The sequence below is a fragment of the Qipengyuania gelatinilytica genome (assembly GCF_019711315.1).
Lineage (GTDB): Bacteria > Pseudomonadota > Alphaproteobacteria > Sphingomonadales > Sphingomonadaceae > Qipengyuania > Qipengyuania gelatinilytica.
The window spans coordinates 2,814,062-2,832,199 of record NZ_CP081294.1 but is presented as its reverse complement, the minus strand read 5'-3'; the positions used below and the strand labels follow the sequence as shown (position 1 = coordinate 2,832,199).

The following is an 18,138-nucleotide window of genomic DNA, read 5'->3' as shown; positions in this document are numbered from 1 at the left end:
GTGGCCCGTTCGTCTAGCGGTTAGGACGCGGCCCTTTCACGGCTGAAACACGGGTTCGATTCCCGTACGGGTCACCATCGGTGGCGTTATTGCATCTGCAATCCGCGCAAAGCGCCACATTGTGTGGCCCGTTCGTCTAGCGGTTAGGACGCGGCCCTTTCACGGCTGAAACACGGGTTCGATTCCCGTACGGGTCACCACTTCTTCCATGACAATATGCACCGGGTACTAGCGCTCCCAGAAGAGCCTCGCTAAGCGCGGCATCGTAATGAGCAAACGCGATTTTCCCTGGTCGGCATTTGCACTGGCGATCGCGACGGCCATCGGGCTGCTTGCGCTCGGCTTCCCGGTCGTCCCGGTAGCAGCCATATTGCTGGTCTGGGCCGGGTCGCTCTGGCTGGTAGGTGCCACGCCTCCGCCCCCCACACCCACCAATGGTAATGGCGCGATCTCCCGCGATAATATGGGCGATCTCTTCGAGCATTCCGAAACCCCGGTGATCGTGACCGAAGGCGGGCGCGTCATCATCGCGAATCTCGCCTCGCGACGCCTCCTTGGCGCGCATATCCTCGGGCAGGACGTGAAGATGGCGCTTCGCCAGCCCGAAGCGGTGGACTTGCTCGACAGCGACCGTGATGGCGCTGCCGTGGTGCGAGGCATTGCCCGGCGACGGGATATCTGGCGCATCAACCGCAAGAAGCTCGAAAACGGCCTCGCCATCATCGAGTTCGTGAACAAGACTGCCGAGGCGGACATAAGCAGGGCACATACCGATTTCGTCGCCAATGCCAGCCACGAACTGCGTACGCCACTCGCCTCGATCCTCGGATATGTCGAAACGCTTCGTGAAGACGTGGACGACCTCGACCCCAAGGTGGGGGACAAGTTTCTCGCTACGATCCAGCGCGAAGGTAAGCGCCTGCAGGATCTCGTCAGCGACCTGATGTCGCTCTCCCGGATCGAGGCGGAAAAGCACGACCTTCCGAGCGAGTCGATCGATCTGGGCAAGCTGGTAGACCGTGCGGCCCGCGATGCCGCCGGTGATCGCGCTGAGCGGCTCGATATCGAAGCTCATGGCGAGTTCCTTATCAACGGCGACCAGCAGCAGCTCGAACAGCTCGTGCGCAATCTCGTCGATAACGGGCTCAAATATGGGGACGAGGACAAGCAGGTCACGGTCCGTCTCCAGCCACAGGGAGAAAAACGCGTCCTCCTGTCGGTGCAGGATCGTGGTGACGGGATCGCACCCGAACACCTCCCGCACCTGACGCGCCGGTTCTATCGCACCGACCCTGGCCGCAGCCGCGCATCGGGCGGCACCGGTCTCGGCCTCGCCATCGTGAAGCACATCGTCGAGCGCCATCGCGGAAAACTCGCGATCGACAGTACGCTGGGCGAAGGGACGCGCATCAAGGTGACGCTCCCGCTAGCTACGCCCGACGCGTAATTTAATTTTACATTCGAGAAATCAAGCTCTTCGTTTTGCGCAACCTCCTTGCGCACCCCTTGTCACATTCCCGTAATAGAGCAGTCATAGAGGCGACGCCGGATCGTAACGTTGTAAGGGATTCGTAACATGAAGACCGCTTTCCGGCTCTCCGTCCTCGCGGCGGCCATGAGCTGCACCATCGCCACCCCCGTCTTCGCGCAGGATGCCGCTCCAACCACGGAAGAAGAGCTCGCAACCATGCGCGCCCAGCTTCAGGCACTCGTTTCGCGCATCGACCAGCTCGAAGGCGAACTGGCCGAAACCAGGGCTGCCAACGAAGCGCAGGAAACGGCAATCGCCGCCAATGCCGAAGCAGCTGCGCAGCCGGCCCCGGAACCTGTTCCGGCAGCTGCACTGGAAAAGAAGGATGGCTGGAGCTTCAAGCCCCGCGGTCGCCTGATGTTCGACGCAGGCTGGACCAGCGCCCCTGGATCGACCGGCGCGGACGATGGCTTCGGCAACGAAGTGCGCCGCGCCCGCCTGGGCGCATCGGGCGACCTGCCCGGTGGCTTCGGCTACAAGTTCGAACTCGACTTCGCCGGGAACGAAGTCGAAGCAGCCGATGCCATCCTGACCTACGATGCCGGCAATGCCGAAATCGCTATCGGTCACCAGAACAACTTCCAGTCGCTGGAAGAACTGACCAGCTCGCTGCACACCAGCTTCATCGAGCGCGCTGCCTTTACCGATGCCTTTGGCTTCGAGCGCCGGATCGGTGCGTCGGTGAGCTTTAACAGTGGCATCGTCCTCGCGCAGGCGGGCGTCTTCACCGACAATTTCGACGACACGGACACCGACAACCGTAGCTTCGACGGCCGCCTGGTCGTCATGCCGAAGATGGGCGATACCCAGCTGCACTTCGGTGGCTCGCTGCACTACAATGACCTCGGCGAAGACGATGCGACCGTTCGCTATCGCCAGCGTCCGTTCGTCCACTTCACCTCGACCCGTTTCGTGAACACCGGCAACCTCGATGCCGACAGCGAATTCGGTGCAGGCATCGAAGCAGCCGTGATTTCGGGACCGTTCCACGCAGCGGCCGAAGGCTACTTGCAAAATGTCGACATGCCGCTGGCAATGGAAGACCCGACCTTCTTCGGCGGCTATGTCGAAGCCGGTTACTTCCTGACCAAGGGCGATACGCGCGGTTACAAGGGCGGCAAGTTCGACCGCGTGAAGCCGGAAAATCCGCTGGGTGCCGGAGGAATCGGTTCGGTGCAGGTCAACCTGCGCTACGACCACCTCGACCTCAACGATGTCGGCATCATCGGCGGCGTGCAGCACGGCTACCAGGCCTCGCTGATCTGGAAGCCGGCCTCGAACACGCTCTTCAGCGTGAACTATGGCCGCATGGACTACGAAGATGCGGTCCTGCCGACCTCCACCGGCGAAACCGATTACGGCGTCGATGCCTTCGGTGTTCGCGCGCAGGTCGATTTCTGATTTCAATCCCGTTATGGGGCTGCCGAAGAGATTCGGCGGTCCCGTAGCGAAAGTCACACTCTTGTCGTCAACACGTAACAATTCCGCGCTCTTTTGCGGCTAGTTGGACACCAAAGGGGTACCCATATGACCAAGACTTTCAAATTCGCACTCGCAGCCGCTTCGGCTCTCACCCTCGCAGCCTGCGGTGGCAATGAAGCTGGCAGCGCCTCGCGCGACCAGATCAAGGGCGTCGGCTCGTCGACCGTCTATCCGTTTGCCAAGGCTGTTTCGGAAACCTTCACCCGCAACTACCCGGACTTCAAGTCGCCGATCATCGAATCGACCGGCACGGGCGGCGGCATGAAGCTGTTCTGCGCAGGCGTCGGCGCTGAAACGCCCGACATCGCGAACGCCTCGCGCCGCATGAAGGCCAGCGAGTTCGAAACCTGCCAGCAGAACGGCGTTACCGACGTCATCGAAATCCAGGTCGGCCTCGACGGTATCGCTCTCGCTTCGGCGAAGGGTGGCATCACCATGAACCTGACCCCGAAGATGGTCTACGAAGCACTGGCCGCTTCGCCCTATGGCGGCGAACAGACCAACCAGACCTGGGCCGATGTCGATCCCTCGCTCCCCGACATCGAAATCCTTGTCTACGGCCCGCCGAGCACCTCGGGCACCCGTGACGCGCTCAAGGAACTGATCCTTGAAGTCGGCTGCGACACCAATGCCGAAATGAAAGCGCTGAAGGACAGCGACAAGGACCGCCACGCGCAGCTTTGCACCGAGGTCCGCAGCGACGGCAAGTACGTCGACCAGGGCGAGCAGGACAACCTCATCGTCCAGAAGATCGAAGGCAACCCGAACGCTGTGGGTATCTTTGGCTATTCCTATCTTGAGGAAAATGCCGACAAGGTGCAGGGCCTCAACATGAACGGCGTTGCCCCGACCTACGAGAACATCGCCAACTTCGAATATCCGGGCGCGCGCCCGCTCTACGTCTATGTGAAGAAGGCCCACCTCGAAGCCATCCCGGGCCTCAAGGAATTCCTCGCGCAGTGGACGCAGATGTGGGACCGCGGCGGCGAACTGGCCAAGATCGGCCTCGTCGCCAACCCTGAGGACGTAATGGCTCGTTCGGTTTCGGCCGCGACCAATTACGACACCCTCGACGGTTCCGAACTCAAGTAAGGAATAGCACAAGCACCATGTCGCCGACCCTCCTGCTTCTCCTGGCCCTCGGGCTCGGGCTCGCCGGTTGGTTGGCGGCTCGTGCGCGTGCATGGACCTTCAGGCGCGCCAGCACCTCCGGGCGGCTGGCGAGCCTTCCCAGCTACCACGCATGGTACGTGGCACTGTGGATCGTACTTCCAGTGCTTGCCTTTGTCGCGATCTGGAGCGCAACTGCGCCCGGTCTCGTGACCCAGTCGGTACTTGCATCGCCTGCGGCCGACCAGCTGCCCGCATTCGGATTCCAGCGTCAGACCATCCTCAACGAAGCCCGGGCAGTCGCCACCGGCGCATCGCAGGCCGTTTTCAATCCGCTCGCCCGTGAATTCGTCGAGCCGTATCGCGAAGCCATTTCGCGCTACAACTGGATCGGCATCATCGTCACGCTGCTGATCGCTTTCCTGGGCGGCGCGTACTCGTTCCTGCGACTCAAGCCCGATTTCGCGGCCCGCAACCGTGTCGAAAAGATCGTCATGGCGATCCTGCTCGGCGCATCGCTCGTCGCCATTCTTACCACGATCGGAATTTTCGCGAGCCTCGTGTTCGAGACCGTCCGCTTCTTCGGCATGGTCAGCCCGATCGACTTCCTGTTCGGCACGCACTGGGCACCGGACCCGATGGCGAATGCGGCGAACCCCGACCCCACCCGCTACGGCGCGATCCCGCTGTTCTGGGGGACGCTGTTCATCGGTGCTATCATCGCCATGATCGTGGCAATTCCGCTTGGCCTGATGAGCGCGATCTACCTTACCCAGTATGCCAATCCCAAGGTCCGCGCCTGGGTGAAACCTGCGCTGGAAATCCTCGCGGGTGTCCCGACAGTCGTTTACGGTTACTTTGCGGCCCTGACGATCGCACCCGCCATCCGCGACTTCGCGGTTTCGCTGGGTATCGCCAACGCCTCGAGCGAGAGCGCGCTTGCTGCCGGTCTCATCATGGGCGTGATGATTATTCCCTTCGTCTCCTCGATGGCGGACGACAGCATCGCAGCCGTTCCGCAGGCGATGCGCGATGGCAGCCTTGCCATGGGCGCGACCACCAACGAGACGATCCGCCGCGTCATCATTCCTGCCGCCCTCCCCGGCATCGTTGCCGGCATCATGCTCGCGATCAGTCGCGCAATCGGTGAAACCATGATCGTCGTCATGGCCGCATCGACCGCTGCCAACCTGAGCGCGAACCCGCTCGAATCCATGACCACCGTGACGGTCCAGATCGTCGCCATGCTGACCGGTGAAGGCAGCTTCGATCATCCGGCCACGCTGAGCGCCTTCGCGCTGGGCTTCGTGCTCTTCATGGTCACCCTCGCCCTGAATTTCATCGCCCTGCGCGTCGTGAAGAGGTTCCGCGAAGCTTATGAATGAGCAAATCGCCCCCACACGCACCCCGGCGTTCGAAGCACGCCTGAAGAAGCGTTACGCCGCCGAAAAGCGGTTCAAGGCCCTCGGCCTGTCGGCCATCGTGTTCTCGATCGCCGTGCTGATCTACCTGCTCGGGTCGATGACCATCAACGGCATCGGCGGTTTCCAGCGTGCAGAGATGGAAGTGCCGATCGACTTCACCCAGGCAGCAATCTCGGTCGACCCGCAGGCGATCGAGGATGGTACTGCCGTCCAGGCGCTGCAGGCGCAGGGCCTTCCGGAAGTCGTTCAGTATTACGCGGTCGAAGCGCTTGGCGAAGAAGGCGCAGAGGAACTCGGCACCCAGGCCTGGCGCGATGTCGCTGCCGCGATCGCCGAAGATCCGGGCCTCGTCCAGAGGCAGGCCACCTTCTGGCTTCCGGCCAGCGCAGACCTTGCCGCCGGCTATGACGGCGAAGGCTCGCAGGACATGCAGGAACTCGCCTCGACCCTTGCGAGCCAGGGCAAGCTGGACGAGAAGTTCGACGCCGGCTTCTTCACCCGCGCCGACGCCACCAACCCGCAGCAGGTCGGTATCTGGGGTGCGCTCAAGGGCTCGATCCTGACCATGATCGTGACCCTCATGCTCGCCTTCCCCATCGGCGTGCTGGCGGCCCTCTACCTGGAAGAATACGCGCCGAAGAACCGCTGGACCGACCTGATCGAACTGTCGATCAACAACCTTGCGGCGGTGCCTTCGATCATTTTCGGCCTGCTCGGTCTTGCAGTCTTCCTGGCGATTTTCCCGAGTTACCGTTCGGCCCCGCTGATCGGCGGCATGACGCTGGCCCTGATGACCATGCCGGTCATCGTTATCGCCGGTCGCAACGCCATCAAGGCAGTGCCGCCGAGCATTCGCGACGGTGCCCTCGCAATCGGGGCATCGCCGGTCCAGGTGGTCTTCCACCACGTGCTTCCGCTGGCGCTGCCCGGTATCCTGACCGGCACCATCATCGGCATGGCCCGCGCGCTGGGTGAAACCGCGCCCCTGTTGATGATCGGCATGCGCGCCTTCGTCGCATCGCCGCCCGACAGCTTCACCTCCCCCGCCACGGTTCTGCCGATGCAGATCTTCCTGTGGTCCGATGAAATCGACCGCGGCTTCGTGGAACGCACGAGTGCGGCTATCATCGTGCTCTTGGCCTTCCTCCTCATGATGAATGGCCTCGCCATCTACCTGCGCAACAAGTTCGAGAAAAAATGGTGACTGTAGTTCACGAAAACCTTGAGAACACCGACGCCAAGATGAGTGCGCGGGACGTTTCCGTATTCTACGGAGACAAGAAGGCGATCGACAATGTCTCGATCGACATCCCGACCGAATACGTCACGGCGTTCATCGGCCCTTCGGGCTGCGGCAAGTCGACCTTCCTGCGTTCGCTCAATCGCATGAACGACACGATCCCCTCGGCCCGCGTCGAGGGCCAGATCATGCTCGACGGCGAAGACATTCACAGTCCGAACCTCGACGTGGTGCAGCTGCGCGCGCGTGTCGGCATGGTGTTCCAGAAGCCAAACCCGTTCCCGAAGTCGATCTACGAGAACATCGCCTACGGTCCCAAGATCCACGGTCTTGCCGAGGGCAAGGACGAGCTTGATGCCGTGGTCGAAAAGTCGCTCCGCCGCGCGGGCCTGTGGGAAGAAGTGAAGGATCGCCTGCAGGACAGCGGCACCGCCCTGTCAGGCGGCCAGCAGCAGCGCCTGTGCATCGCGCGCGCCATTGCGGTCGATCCGGAAGTCATCCTGATGGACGAGCCCTGCTCGGCACTCGACCCGATCGCCACCGCGAAAATCGAGGAGCTGATCGACGAGCTGAACGGCCGCTATGCTATCGTCATCGTCACCCACTCGATGCAGCAGGCTGCCCGCGTCAGCCAGCGCACGGCGTTCTTCCACCTCGGAAAGATGGTGGAATATGGCCGGACATCTGACATATTCACCAATCCGATCGAACAGCGGACTCAGGATTACATCACGGGCCGTTACGGGTAAGGCTTTGAGATCATGAACGAACATACCGTAAAAGCCTTCGACGAAGACATTACCCGCCTGCGCGGCCTGATCGCGGAAATGGGCGGGCTCGCCGAGGTCGCAATCCAGGAAGCGCTCGATGCTCTCGTGAAGGGCGACGACGTGCTGGCGAAGAAAGTCGTCAAGGGCGACAAGAAGATCGACGCTCTCGAAAGCGAGATCGACAAGCTCGCAGTTCGCATCATCGCGCTGCGTGCGCCGATGGCAGACGATCTGCGCGAAGTCATCGCTGCGCTGAAGATCGCCGGCGTTGTCGAACGCATCGGCGACTATTCGAAGAACATCGCCAAGGCGAGCCGCGAGATCGGCGACAATCGCAAGCAGTTCGAACCGCTCACGCTGCTTCCGGCCATGGCCGAAGTCGCCAGCGAAATGGTCCACGATGTACTGACCGCCTATGCTGCCCGCGATCCCGAGTTGGCGCGCGAAGTGATCGCTGCCGACGAGAAGGTGGATGCTTTCTACAATTCGATCTTCCGCAACCTCGTCAGCCACATGGTCGAGAACCCGGCAACCATCTCCAGCGCGGCGCAATTGCTGTTTGTCGCCCGCAACCTCGAACGGATCGGCGACCACGCCACCAACGTTGCGGAAATGGTCCACTTCGCTGCGACCGGCACCTATCCGCCCGACGAGGACGGCTGACACAATTCTGTAGCTTGAGGGTCATACTGCCGTGCCAGACAAACTGCAGGAAGGGGCCAAGGTGCAGGCTGGCAAGCTACTTCTCGTTGAGGACGATCCCGCCCTCTCCGAACTTCTCGAATACCGCTTCTCGAACGAGGGCTACGACGTCCGCACGACTGCGGATGGCGACGAGGCCCTCTTGCTTGCGAGCGAGGAACTGCCCGACCTCGTAATCCTCGACTGGATGATCGAGGGGACTAGCGGCATCGAGGTTTGTCGCCGCCTGCGCCGCGACAAGTCGACCTCGCATGTTCCCATCATCATGCTGACCGCACGCGAGGCCGAGGACGACCGCATCCGTGGCCTTGAAACTGGCGCGGACGACTACCTGACCAAGCCCTTCTCGCCCCGCGAACTGCTGGCCCGCGTCGCCGCTGTCATGCGCCGTATCCGGCCGGTGCTGGCAGGGGAAAGCATCGAGGTCGGCGATCTCGCACTCGACCCCGTGGCTCATAAGGTGAGCCGTAAAGGCCAGACGATGAAGCTTGGCCCGACCGAATACCGGCTTCTCAAGTTCTTCATGGAAAGTCCCGGTCGCGTGTTCAGCCGCAACCAACTGCTCGACGGCGTGTGGGGTACGGAAAGCGATATCGAACTGAGAACGGTCGATGTCCATATTCGCCGGCTGCGCAAGGCGATCGAGATAGAGGGGGCACGCGATCCCGTACGCACCGTCCGCAGCGCAGGGTATTCGCTGGAAGCGGTCGGACAGTAGATGGTCAGCGTAATTCTCGCCATCCTTGTCGGCGGACTGTTTCTGGGCGGGGTTGTGATGGCAGGCGACGCCTTAAAACGGCACTCCCCGGCGAGGGACCTGGACGTCCGACTGGTCGAAGGCGACCAGTTCACTCTTCGCGTGCGAGGATGGGCCGGATATGAGCTCCGCACCATCTTTGCCGACTTCGCGGCAATGTATGACATCGAAGAGCCGCGCATCGTCGAAGGACCGGGCCGCATTTTCTCCATCGACTGGCCCAGTGGCCTCGAGGAGGCACATATCCTCTTCGCGGTGAACTATCTGCATTATCCAAGGGATTTCGACCTCGACAGTCGCTCGATCCTCGGTGCTGCCCGTGTTTGGCCCGGCAACCTCACCGGCATTGCCGACAATCAGTCGGCCTTTGTTTTCGTCCCCGAGAACGATACGCATTTCGACCGGGTCCATGTGATCGATGAGTCCGGCCAAGCCTATCTCGGTGATTTCGGCAGCACCGCCTTCGTTCAGATCGACGATGCACGCATGCCGCGCGAAGTGAAGAAGCTGTTTACCTGATCAGCGACAAACACTGGTCCACCGGTCGTACATGTCGAAATGGAAGTGATTGGCATGCGCAGCATTGTAATCGGGTGACAGGACGGTTGCGAAGACCGTGCAGGCACCATCCCTGACTTCGCGCAGGAAACGCTGTTTGTCGCCCTCGCCCGGCCAGTCGGCCAGGACGGAAATCCGAGTCCCGTCTTCGAGGACGAAACCACCGATATCGAGCGCATTGGCGGTGGCATGCTCGCTCCACGGGCCATCGTCCCGGCCATACATCCGGCGGCAGGAATAGGCGCCCATGTGTTCGACCCGGGCAACCTTGCTTCCGAAGATCTCCTTGGCGACCGGATCGAGGCTGTTTCGCTTCCACAACTCCATCGCGACTGCAACCGGGCACGTGGTTGCAGGAGTATCCGGGTTGAGCGGGTAATCGCCTAGCCTTGTCCGGTCATCGCGCCGGCATTCGCCTTCGCCGGCCGGCTCGAGGGCCGTGAAGGAAACAGCGCTGCGCTCAAGGACCGCGCGACAGGCAGGCACATCGCTTCTCAGGGCGAGCAGCTTCCTTTCGGTCGCCCAGCCCGTAGGATGGTCGAGGCTCAACGGTGCCCAAGGGTTGTGTTCCGGGTGATCGGCGAGCCAGCTGCGGCCAGCCACCAGCAAGCCGATGACAAGGAGCAACATGACCACGCGCCGGTCGAACACGAACTTGCCGATGCGGCGCGATAGGGTGAAGTTCACAGCTGCGTCCCGTAAAGATCGATCGCGATGAACAAGGCGATCAGGATGAATACGATCCCGATGCCCCGATCGATCCAGCGACGCGTGGCGGCGCGCTCCATGGCCCGCGCCATCTGCTTGCCCGCTCCGATATAAAGCCAGCCGATCAACAGGTCGATGACCAGCGCGATGGCTGCGAGAGTGGCGATTTGCCATCCGATCGAACCGGCCGGATCGACGAAGGGCGGGATGATCGCCACGACGTAGATCAGCGACTTGGGATTCCCGATCGCAACGGCAATCCCGTCGCGAAAGGTGTTGGTCGAAAGCTTGCGTTTGAGCTCGCCCGTCTCGTCCTCGCCTGCATGGAACGAGTGCCGGATCGCCTGCACGCCCAGCCATGCAAGATAGAGTACACCCGCCACCGCGAGCGCCTTGAAGGCTAGCGGGTAGGCCGAGGCCAGCGTCGCAAGGCCCAGCGCAGCTGCAATCCACCAGACGATGTAGCCGATCTGCATGCCCATCAGCGCCGCCCAGCCTGCGCGCGGTCCGCGCCAAATCGCCTGCCCCATGACGAACATCATGGAGGGGCCGGGCACGACGCTGGTGAGCGCTGTCACCCAGGCAAAGGCAATGAGGCGTTCCGGATCGAACATGGGCGCGCCAGTAACGCGGGTCTCAGTGGAAGTCGCGCGATTTCGGGATGATACGCACATCGCGCGGATGGCCTTGATGCCAACCGCATTCGCGGTTGCCCGGTGGCGGTTCCTGCCACGGCTCGACGGGCTGGTAGGGATCGTCCTTGCCTTCGCGCAGATTGTCGCGCGGGTTGAACTTGTCGGGCAGCGGCGATGAGACATGGTCGGCGCGGGCGAGCGGGGCGCTCAGCATGTCGTCCGAGAGTTTGTTCAACTCGCCTGTCGCATCGGTCATGTGCTGCGCGATGACATGGATGACCTCGTCGTCATATTCGACGCGGCCCCTCACCTCCATCAGGCGCGAACCCATGACCACGCGGCGCTGCTTTTCCTTCAGATCCGGCCAGACGACGAGGTTGATGACGCCGGTCTCGTCTTCCAGCGTGATGAAGCACACGCCCTTGGCGCTGCCCGGTCGCTGGCGGATCAGCACCACGCCGGCGACATGGACCATGCTCCGGAATTTCTTCGCGCGCAGGTCGCAGGCGCGCACGAAGCCGCGCTCGGCAAGACTGGCGCGCAGGAACGCCATCGGGTGCGCCTTCAGGCTAAGGCGCGTGGTCTGGTAATCGGCCACCACCTCCTCGCTGAGCGGCATCTGCGGAAGCTGCGTGGCCTGCTTTTCCGCCCCCTCGTCCCGCGCAGCAGCGGCCGCGAAAAGCGGCAGGTCAGGCCCGCCGACAAGGCTGCGCGTATCCCACAAGGCCTGCCGTCGCGTGAGTTGCATCGAGCCGAAGGCATCGGCGCTGGCGAGCCGTTCGACATGCGCGGGGCCGGTGCGCGCACGGTCGCGCAGCGCGCGCACATCCTCATATGCGCCATGTTCCTCCCGCTCGGCGACAAGCTGCGCCGCAACCGCTTCGGACAGCCCGTCGATCATCCGCAGGCCGAGCCGCAAAGCGATATGCTTGTCGAGGCGGCCGCTGTCGCCTTCGACCGCTCCGCCCTCGCCCGTTTCTTCCAGCGTGCAGTCCCATTGGGATAAATTCACATCCGCCGGCAGAACGCGCACCCCGTGCTCCGCCGCATCGCGCACGATCTGGGCAGGCGCGTAAAAGCCCATGGGCTGCGAATTGAGCAGCGCGCAGGCGAAGGCCGCGGGAAAGTGGCACTTGAGCCAGCTCGACACATAGACGAGATGCGCGAAGCTGGCGGCGTGGCTTTCGGGAAAGCCGTATTCGCCGAAACCGCGGATCTGGTTGAAGCAGCGCTGCGCGAACTCGCGGTCATAGCCGCGCGTGACCATGCGTTCGACCATCATGTCCTGCAGCTCGTCCACCATCCCGCGGCTGCGGAAAGTCGCCATGGCCTTGCGCAGCCGGTTCGCCTCCTTGGACGAGAATTTGGCCGCATCGAGCGCGATCTTCATCGCCTGTTCCTGGAAAATCGGAACGCCCAGCGTGCGTTCGAGGATGCTGGAGAGTTCGTCGGGCGGACCATGCTGCGGGCTTGGTGCCGGTATCCTCACCTCTTCGGCCCCGCGGCGACGCTTGAGATAGGGATGCACCATGTCGCCCTGGATCGGGCCGGGGCGGACGATGGCGACCTGGATGACGAGATCGTAAAATTGGCGGGGGCGCAGGCGGGGCAGCATGTTCATCTGCGCCCGGCTTTCGACCTGGAACACGCCAAGCGAGTCCCCTTTGCGCAGCATGGCATAGGTTTCCGGGTCTTCGCGCGGGACATTGGCGAGAGTGAGCTGGCGGCCGTGGTGGTCGCCCAAGAGGTCGAGGCACTTCTTGATGCAGGTCAGCATACCCAGCGCCAGCACATCGACCTTGAGGATGCCGAGCGCCTCGATATCGTCCTTGTCCCACTCGATGAAACTGCGCTCGGGCATGGCGCCATTGCCGACCGGCACCGTCTCGGTCAGCGCGCCTTCGGTGAGGATGAACCCGCCGACGTGCTGCGACAAATGGCGCGGCATTCCAATCATTTGTTCGGTCAGTTTCAGAACGCGCTTGAGGTGAGGGTCGGTCACATCCATGCCCGTCTCCTGAGCGTGTTTCTCGCTGATTTCGCGGCCCCACCCGCCCCACACCGTCTTGGCGAGCGCGGCAGTGACGTCTTCGGTCAGGCCCATGGCCTTGCCCACCTCGCGGATCGCCATGCGCGGGCGATAGTGAATCACCGTGGCGCATAGCCCGGCGCGGTGGCGGCCGTATTTGCGGTAGAGATACTGGATGACCTCCTCGCGCCGCTCGTGCTCGAAATCGACGTCGATATCGGGCGGCTCCTTACGGTCTTCGGAGATGAAGCGGTCGAACAACAGCTGGTGCTGCGCCGGGTCGACATTGGTGATGCCGAGGCAATAACAGACCGCCGAATTGGCCGCGCTGCCGCGCCCCTGGCACAGGATCGGCGGGTCGACCTTGGTCCGCGCGAAATCGACGATGTCCTTGATGGTCAGGAAATAGCGCGCAAGGTCCATCTTGCCGATCAGCGCCAGTTCCTTGTGCAGCGTTTCGGTGACGCTGTCGGGCACGCCTTCGGGATAGCGCCACTCCGCCCCCTTCCATGTCTCGCTTTTGAGATAGTCCTGCGGCTCGGCCCCGCCCGGATAGAGTTCTTCGGGATATTCGTATTGCAGCTCGTCGAGGCTGAAATCGCAGGCATCGGCCACCTCGCGCGCGGCGGAAATGGCATGCGGCCAGCGTTCGAACAGGCGGCACATGGTTTCGGGCGGCTTCAGGTACCGCTCGGCATTCCCATGGAGCAGGTGCCCTGCCCGCGCCACCGTGGTCTTGTGATGGATAGCGGTCATCACGTCCTGCAGCGGACGCCTGTCGGGCGTCGCGTAATGCACGTCGTTGGTGGCGAGGATGGAGAGGCCGTTCGCGCGGGCGAGCGCATCGAGCCGCTCGATCCGCGCGACGTCACTATCGGTATAGAGGAAGGCCGCTGCGATATGGCGGAGCGTGGGGAGGCCCGCTGCGAGGTGCGGGATAACATCCGCAAAAGGTGCGGCGACATGGTCCTGCACCTTCTCGCCGCCCATGCCGACCACATTGCTTGCCCATGCCGGGACAGTGAATTCGCACTCGAGGTTGCGTGGCGGGATCAGGATCAGCTGCACGCCTGCGCTATGCTTCGCCAGCATCGCAAGGCTGATGTCGCACGCCCCCTTCTCCTGCCACTCGCCCGACAGCGTGCGCATCCGCCCCGCCGAAATCAGGCGGCACAAGCGGCCATAGGCCTTGCGGCTTTTCGGATAGGCGAGGAAGGCCAGACCCTCGACCGTTTCGATCCGGCAGCCGATGCAGGGCCTCAGCTTGAGCGTCTTCGCCTCGGTATGCACGCGCACCACGCCCGCCATGGTGTTGGCATCGGCGATCCCGATTGCGTCATAACCCAGCGCGCGGGCTTGCAGAACCAAGTCCACCGCATCCGACGCGCCGCGAAGGAAGCTGAAACAGGAAACGAGGCCGAGTTCGACGAAGGCGCTGCGCGGCGGCGCGTCTATGCCGGCAGGATCGATCTCGATCGTGCGCTTGGGTATCTGCTGGTCGTTCTCGGGCATGTCACGCCTGATCCTCCAGCCGCGCGCGAACGGCGGCAAGGTCGGCATCGAAGAGCCGCGCCTGTTCCTCGCGCGCAGGGCCATCGAGGCGCAGGAGGTAGGAGGGGTGCGCGGTGACCCAGAGCTCGCTGCCGTCCTCGAGCGGAATGGGCGCGCCGCGAACCTTGGAAATGCTCACTGTCTTGCCGAGCATTCCGCGCGCCGCGCTGGCGCCCATGGCGAGCACCAGCTTGGGCTTCACGATCGCGCGCTCGCTCTCGATCCACCAGCGGCAGGTGTCGATTTCCTTCGCGCCCGGGTTCTGGTGGAGACGGCGCTTGCCGCGCTGGACATATTTGAAATGCTTCACCGCATTGGTGACGTAGGCGGCGCGGCGATCGATGCCGACCTTTTCCAGATGCGTGTCGAGGAGCTGCCCGGCAGGCCCCACGAAGGGACGTCCGGTCTGGTCCTCCTGGTCGCCGGGCTGTTCGCCGACGATCATCAATGCCGCATCCTGAGGACCCTCGCCCATGACGGCGTGGTTGTCGAGCTGGCCGATAGGACACTTGCGGCAGGCGTGGATCGCCTTGTCGATGGCGGCGAGCGTATCGGGCCGCTCCTCGAACTCCAGCGCGCCCTTCTCGACCATCTTCGCCTCGCGCCCCTGCGCGCCCGCGATGAGGTCCGGAATGAGCGAAGCCTCGGGCATGTTCTTCCAGTATTTCTTCGGCATTTCCTTCAGCATCGCGCCGATCTTCAGCCGCGCAGGGTTGAAGATGGAGGCGTAATAGGTGCGCCAGAGGTCCTCCATCGGATCGCCGCCGGGCGCATCGTGACGCTCGGCGGGCGGGCCTTCGGACATGGTCTCGGTATCCCAGTGCAGCGAGCCGCGCGGCGTCAGGATCGACCAGCGCATGTTCGAAAAGCGCCGCATGAAGAAGCCCGCATTGGCGCGTAGGATGTGATGCTCAGGCTCGAACCAGGCGACGTAATGCTCGCCCACTTCTTCATCCTCGCTCTCGACCAGCCGGAAGCGGACGAAGGCGTGCATCTTGTGGCTGTCGCGCCGGACATTCTTGTCGAGTTCCTCCACCCGCCGCACGTCGAGGTCGGCCTTGTCCTCCATCATCCGCGGATTCGACTGCAATCGCCAGAGCAGGCGGTAGAGCAGCGCGAACCGTTCCGGATCGGAATGGAGGATGGCGTTCTTCGCAAGGCTCACGAAGCGGCGGTTGGCGCGCACCGGCCTTGCGTCCATCGGTGGCACGGGCATGCGCCGCTCGCCATGCGCGAAGAGGTCCCCGCTACCGCCCGGCTCCACCCATGCTATACGGTCGGGCGGCACGTCGCTCTGGACGAGAGCGCGCGCGCGTTCGCGCCAGAAATCGAAATCGTCGGCTTCCGGCAGATGCACCACGTAATAGGTGCCGAGCTTGACGTGCTGGAGCGCGGTCATGCGGCGAACAGCTCCAGCTGCTCGGACTTGGGCGCGAGCAGGCTGCGCAAATCGGCGCGGTCGGTCAGCGTGATGGGGCGCCAGTCGACGGTCACAATGAAGGGCCGCACCTTGGTGATCGACTGGGTGAGCAATGCTACATCGTCGAGCCGCAGCGCGCGGTGGCGGCGGCTCGCTAGGATCTTGCCCACCGCCTTCACGCCCAGACCGGGGACACGCAGCAATTGCTCTTTCGACGCGCGGTTCACATCAACCGGAAAAGCTTCGCGAAACTTGAGCGCCCAGGCCAGCTTGGGGTCGATATCGAGCGGCAAATTCCCGTCCGCCTCGGTCGCCTGCATCACGTCGGCCGGCTTGTAGCCATAGAAGCGCATCAGCCAGTCGGACTGGTAGAGCCGGTGTTCGCGGATCAGCGGCGGGCGCTTCAGCGGCAGCACCGCGCTGGCATCGGGAATGGGCGAGAAGGCGCTGTAATAGACGCGGCGCAGACGGAAATTGTCGTAGAGCCGGCTCGCCTTGCCAACGATATCGGCATCGGTCGCGGCATCGGCGCCGACGATCATCTGCGTCGACTGGCCCGCCGGCGCGAAACGCGGGGCGTGCTTGAACCGCTTGCGCGCATCTTTCGCCTCCACGAGGTCGGCCTTTACCTTGCCCATCGCGCCTTCGATCTGGCGCGCATCCTTGTCGGGCGCGAGGCGGGTCAGGCCGCTGTCGGTCGGCAGCTCGACATTGATCGAGACGCGGTCGGCATAGAGACCCGCCTGGTGCACGATTTCCGCATCCGCCTCGGGGATGGTCTTGAGGTGGATATAGCCGCGAAAATCATGCTCTTCGCGCAATATCCGCGCGACCTCGACGATCTGCTCCATCGTGTGGTTCGAGTTCTTCACGATGCCCGAAGACAGGAACAGCCCCTCGATATAATTGCGCCGGTAGAAAGCGAGCGTGAGATCGACCACTTCCTGCGGGGTGAAGCGCGCCCGCGCCACGTTCGAGCTCTTGCGATTGACGCAGTAATGACAGTCGAACACGCAGTGGTTGGTCAGCAGGATCTTCAGCAGCGAGATGCAGCGGCCATCGGGCGCATAAGCGTGACAGATGCCCATCCCCTCGGTCGAGCCAATGCCCTTCCCGCCAAGGCTGTTCTTCTTCGCCGTGCCGGACGAGGCGCAGGAGGCATCGTATTTCGCCGCATCGGCGAGAATTTCGAGCTTCTGGAGGACAGTTTGCGCGGCCATTTGTTCACTATACGTTCTCAGGTAGGATTCGCCAATATCAAAAGGTATATGCAGGCGGAACCCATCCTCATCTGCAGGGTGATGCGGCGACGGACCGGGCCCGCCTTCATGGTTAAAATGGCATAAAGGCTGAAGCAAAGGTCGGCATTAACCACTGCTCGCCCACACCTGTCTGATCAACTGAGGGGTGCACGTGGCTTTATTCCAGAAACTTCCCACCATGAACGCGGAAGAGCGCCGGACCGTCCAGCGCTATTCGGTCGATTGCGAAGCCAAGCTCAAGATGCTGGGCGGCGATCGCGACGGCCGCCTGTCAGACCTTTCGGAAGCCGGTGCGCGCTTCGAGACCGACAATCCGCCGCAGGAAGGCGTCTCCGGCCTGCTGGCATGGCGCGGCCATGAGTATTTCGGGAAGGTCGTGTGGGCCAACGAGAAGAGCTGCGGTCTCGTCTTTGAACGACCGATCCCGCACAAGATCGTAGCCGAGACCTGCGAAGTGGTCGAAGTCCAGGCCGGACCGGTCGCCAACTTCGGCAATATCCCTGTCGCCAAGCGCGGTCGACGCGCGTCGCTGGTTTCCTCGCAGGACTGACCGTTCACCCCTGCGTCACTTCGCCTGATCCATTCGGGCTGGCGGAGGTCGTATGATGAAACTCAAGCTTGCCCTCGGCGCCATGAGCGTCGCCCTGCCGATCAGCCTTGCGTCCGCACAGGATCGTCCGGTCGACGAAGACGATCGTGGCGCGAAAACCGAGCGCTGCGTGCCAGCGACCGCGCTCGTCCCGCCGTTCAACAATTCTCCCGGTGCGCTCGAGCAGTCGCGCGTTGCCGCCACGACGGTAGAGAACATCCGCGATCGTCGCGGCGAGGCCGCGTACCGCGTCTGCGGCAAGAGCGCTGTGGCGCCCGAGCTTTCCGAGATCGAGGGCGTGGAAGAAGAGCCGCTCACCGAAGAGGAAATGCGCGAACTCGACCCCGAAACAGCCCCCGAAGGCTGAGCC

The 18,138-nt window shown here is 63.0% G+C and carries 16 protein-coding genes and 2 tRNA genes; 13 read left to right on the top strand and 5 right to left on the bottom strand.

The window, feature by feature from the left end:
- The first annotated feature begins 2 nt into the window (after nt 1–2).
- The 11 genes from K3136_RS14020 (at nt 3) to K3136_RS13970 (ending at nt 9,535) form a co-directional block, all read left to right on the top strand.
- Nucleotides 3–77 (top strand) — tRNA-Glu (locus tag K3136_RS14020).
- A 48-nt stretch (nt 78–125) separates the two neighbouring features.
- Nucleotides 126–200 (top strand) — tRNA-Glu (locus tag K3136_RS14015).
- 68 nt (nt 201–268) lie between these two features.
- Nucleotides 269–1,447, top strand: a complete 1,179-nt coding sequence (locus K3136_RS14010) for a sensor histidine kinase (RefSeq protein ID WP_221430898.1) — start codon at nt 269–271, stop codon at nt 1,445–1,447.
- A gap of 129 nt (nt 1,448–1,576) precedes the next feature.
- Nucleotides 1,577–2,932, top strand: coding sequence for an OprO/OprP family phosphate-selective porin (locus K3136_RS14005; protein ID WP_221430897.1), 1,356 nt, complete (start codon nt 1,577–1,579; stop codon nt 2,930–2,932).
- Nucleotides 2,933–3,058: 126 nt separating this feature from the next.
- Nucleotides 3,059–4,105: a substrate-binding domain-containing protein gene (locus tag K3136_RS14000; protein ID WP_221430896.1), complete on the top strand. Its 1,047-nt coding sequence runs from the start codon at nt 3,059–3,061 to the stop codon at nt 4,103–4,105.
- Nucleotides 4,106–4,122: 17 nt separating this feature from the next.
- Nucleotides 4,123–5,508 carry a phosphate ABC transporter permease subunit PstC gene (gene pstC / locus K3136_RS13995; RefSeq protein WP_221430895.1) on the top strand — a complete coding sequence of 462 codons (1,386 nt, stop codon included), beginning with the start codon at nt 4,123–4,125 and terminating at the stop codon, nt 5,506–5,508.
- Nucleotides 5,501–6,751 carry a phosphate ABC transporter permease PstA gene (gene pstA / locus K3136_RS13990; protein ID WP_221430894.1) on the top strand — a complete coding sequence of 417 codons (1,251 nt, stop codon included), beginning with the start codon at nt 5,501–5,503 and terminating at the stop codon, nt 6,749–6,751. The genes pstC and pstA overlap by 8 nt, the downstream gene beginning before the upstream one ends.
- Complete coding sequence (gene pstB / locus K3136_RS13985) at nt 6,745–7,536, top strand: phosphate ABC transporter ATP-binding protein PstB (RefSeq protein ID WP_221430893.1); 792 nt, start codon at nt 6,745–6,747, stop codon at nt 7,534–7,536. The genes pstA and pstB overlap by 7 nt, the downstream gene beginning before the upstream one ends.
- Before the next feature lie 12 nt (nt 7,537–7,548).
- Entirely contained in the window at nt 7,549–8,220 is a 672-nt protein-coding gene (gene phoU, locus K3136_RS13980; protein WP_221430892.1) for a phosphate signaling complex protein PhoU, read from the top strand.
- A 61-nt stretch (nt 8,221–8,281) separates the two neighbouring features.
- Complete coding sequence (gene phoB, locus K3136_RS13975; RefSeq protein ID WP_221432346.1) at nt 8,282–8,977, top strand: phosphate regulon transcriptional regulator PhoB; 696 nt, start codon at nt 8,282–8,284, stop codon at nt 8,975–8,977.
- Nucleotides 8,978–9,535, top strand: a complete 558-nt coding sequence (locus tag K3136_RS13970) for a hypothetical protein (RefSeq protein ID WP_221430891.1) — start codon at nt 8,978–8,980, stop codon at nt 9,533–9,535. It abuts the gene before it with no gap.
- Here the strand turns inward: K3136_RS13970 and K3136_RS13965 are convergent, their stop codons facing one another.
- The 5 genes from K3136_RS13965 to K3136_RS13945 are packed head-to-tail and all read right to left on the bottom strand — an operon-like array spanning nt 9,536 to nt 17,137.
- A complete protein-coding gene (locus K3136_RS13965) occupies nt 9,536–10,261 on the bottom strand; it encodes an extensin-like domain-containing protein (RefSeq protein ID WP_247711378.1) in 726 nt (241 codons plus the stop codon).
- The gene (locus K3136_RS13960) at nt 10,258–10,896 is read right to left on the bottom strand and encodes a LysE family translocator (RefSeq protein WP_221430890.1); all 639 of its coding nucleotides are present in this window, start codon (nt 10,894–10,896) and stop codon (nt 10,258–10,260) included. The genes K3136_RS13965 and K3136_RS13960 overlap by 4 nt, the downstream gene beginning before the upstream one ends.
- A gap of 22 nt (nt 10,897–10,918) precedes the next feature.
- Nucleotides 10,919–14,458 (bottom strand): error-prone DNA polymerase, encoded by a 3,540-nt coding sequence (locus K3136_RS13955; protein WP_221432344.1) that lies wholly within the window; start codon nt 14,456–14,458, stop codon nt 10,919–10,921.
- A gap of 1 nt (nt 14,459) precedes the next feature.
- A complete protein-coding gene (locus K3136_RS13950) occupies nt 14,460–15,896 on the bottom strand; it encodes a UdgX family uracil-DNA binding protein (protein WP_221430889.1) in 1,437 nt (478 codons plus the stop codon).
- Entirely contained in the window at nt 15,893–17,137 is a 1,245-nt protein-coding gene (locus K3136_RS13945; RefSeq protein ID WP_221430888.1) for a putative DNA modification/repair radical SAM protein, read from the bottom strand. Before K3136_RS13945 ends, K3136_RS13950 begins: the two co-directional genes overlap by 4 nt.
- A 193-nt stretch (nt 17,138–17,330) precedes the next feature.
- Here K3136_RS13945 and K3136_RS13940 point away from each other — a divergent pair, with 193 nt between their 5' ends.
- The gene (locus tag K3136_RS13940; protein WP_221430887.1) at nt 17,331–17,729 is read left to right on the top strand and encodes a PilZ domain-containing protein; all 399 of its coding nucleotides are present in this window, start codon (nt 17,331–17,333) and stop codon (nt 17,727–17,729) included.
- A 52-nt stretch (nt 17,730–17,781) separates the two neighbouring features.
- On the top strand, nt 17,782–18,135 hold the full coding sequence (locus tag K3136_RS13935) for a hypothetical protein (protein ID WP_221430886.1): 354 nt from the start codon (nt 17,782–17,784) through the stop codon (nt 18,133–18,135).
- Nucleotides 18,136–18,138: the final 3 nt, after the last annotated feature.

What these genes read in the sequence shown, in the direction of transcription:
- K3136_RS14010 (WP_221430898.1), top strand. Translation starts at nt 269, where the DNA reads ATGAGCAAACGCGATTTTCCCTGGTCGGCATTTGCACTGGCGATCGCG.
- K3136_RS14005 (WP_221430897.1), top strand. Translation starts at nt 1,577, where the DNA reads ATGAAGACCGCTTTCCGGCTCTCCGTCCTCGCGGCGGCCATGAGCTGC.
- K3136_RS14000 (WP_221430896.1), top strand. Translation starts at nt 3,059, where the DNA reads ATGACCAAGACTTTCAAATTCGCACTCGCAGCCGCTTCGGCTCTCACC.
- pstC (WP_221430895.1), top strand. Translation starts at nt 4,123, where the DNA reads ATGTCGCCGACCCTCCTGCTTCTCCTGGCCCTCGGGCTCGGGCTCGCC.
- pstA (WP_221430894.1), top strand. Translation starts at nt 5,501, where the DNA reads ATGAATGAGCAAATCGCCCCCACACGCACCCCGGCGTTCGAAGCACGC.
- pstB (WP_221430893.1), top strand. Translation starts at nt 6,745, where the DNA reads ATGGTGACTGTAGTTCACGAAAACCTTGAGAACACCGACGCCAAGATG.
- phoU (WP_221430892.1), top strand. Translation starts at nt 7,549, where the DNA reads ATGAACGAACATACCGTAAAAGCCTTCGACGAAGACATTACCCGCCTG.
- K3136_RS13970 (WP_221430891.1), top strand. Translation starts at nt 8,978, where the DNA reads ATGGTCAGCGTAATTCTCGCCATCCTTGTCGGCGGACTGTTTCTGGGC.
- K3136_RS13960 (WP_221430890.1), bottom strand. Translation starts at nt 10,896, where the DNA reads ATGTTCGATCCGGAACGCCTCATTGCCTTTGCCTGGGTGACAGCGCTC.
- K3136_RS13955 (WP_221432344.1), bottom strand. Translation starts at nt 14,458, where the DNA reads ATGCCCGAGAACGACCAGCAGATACCCAAGCGCACGATCGAGATCGAT.
- K3136_RS13950 (WP_221430889.1), bottom strand. Translation starts at nt 15,896, where the DNA reads ATGACCGCGCTCCAGCACGTCAAGCTCGGCACCTATTACGTGGTGCAT.
- K3136_RS13945 (WP_221430888.1), bottom strand. Translation starts at nt 17,137, where the DNA reads ATGGCCGCGCAAACTGTCCTCCAGAAGCTCGAAATTCTCGCCGATGCG.
- K3136_RS13935 (WP_221430886.1), top strand. Translation starts at nt 17,782, where the DNA reads ATGATGAAACTCAAGCTTGCCCTCGGCGCCATGAGCGTCGCCCTGCCG.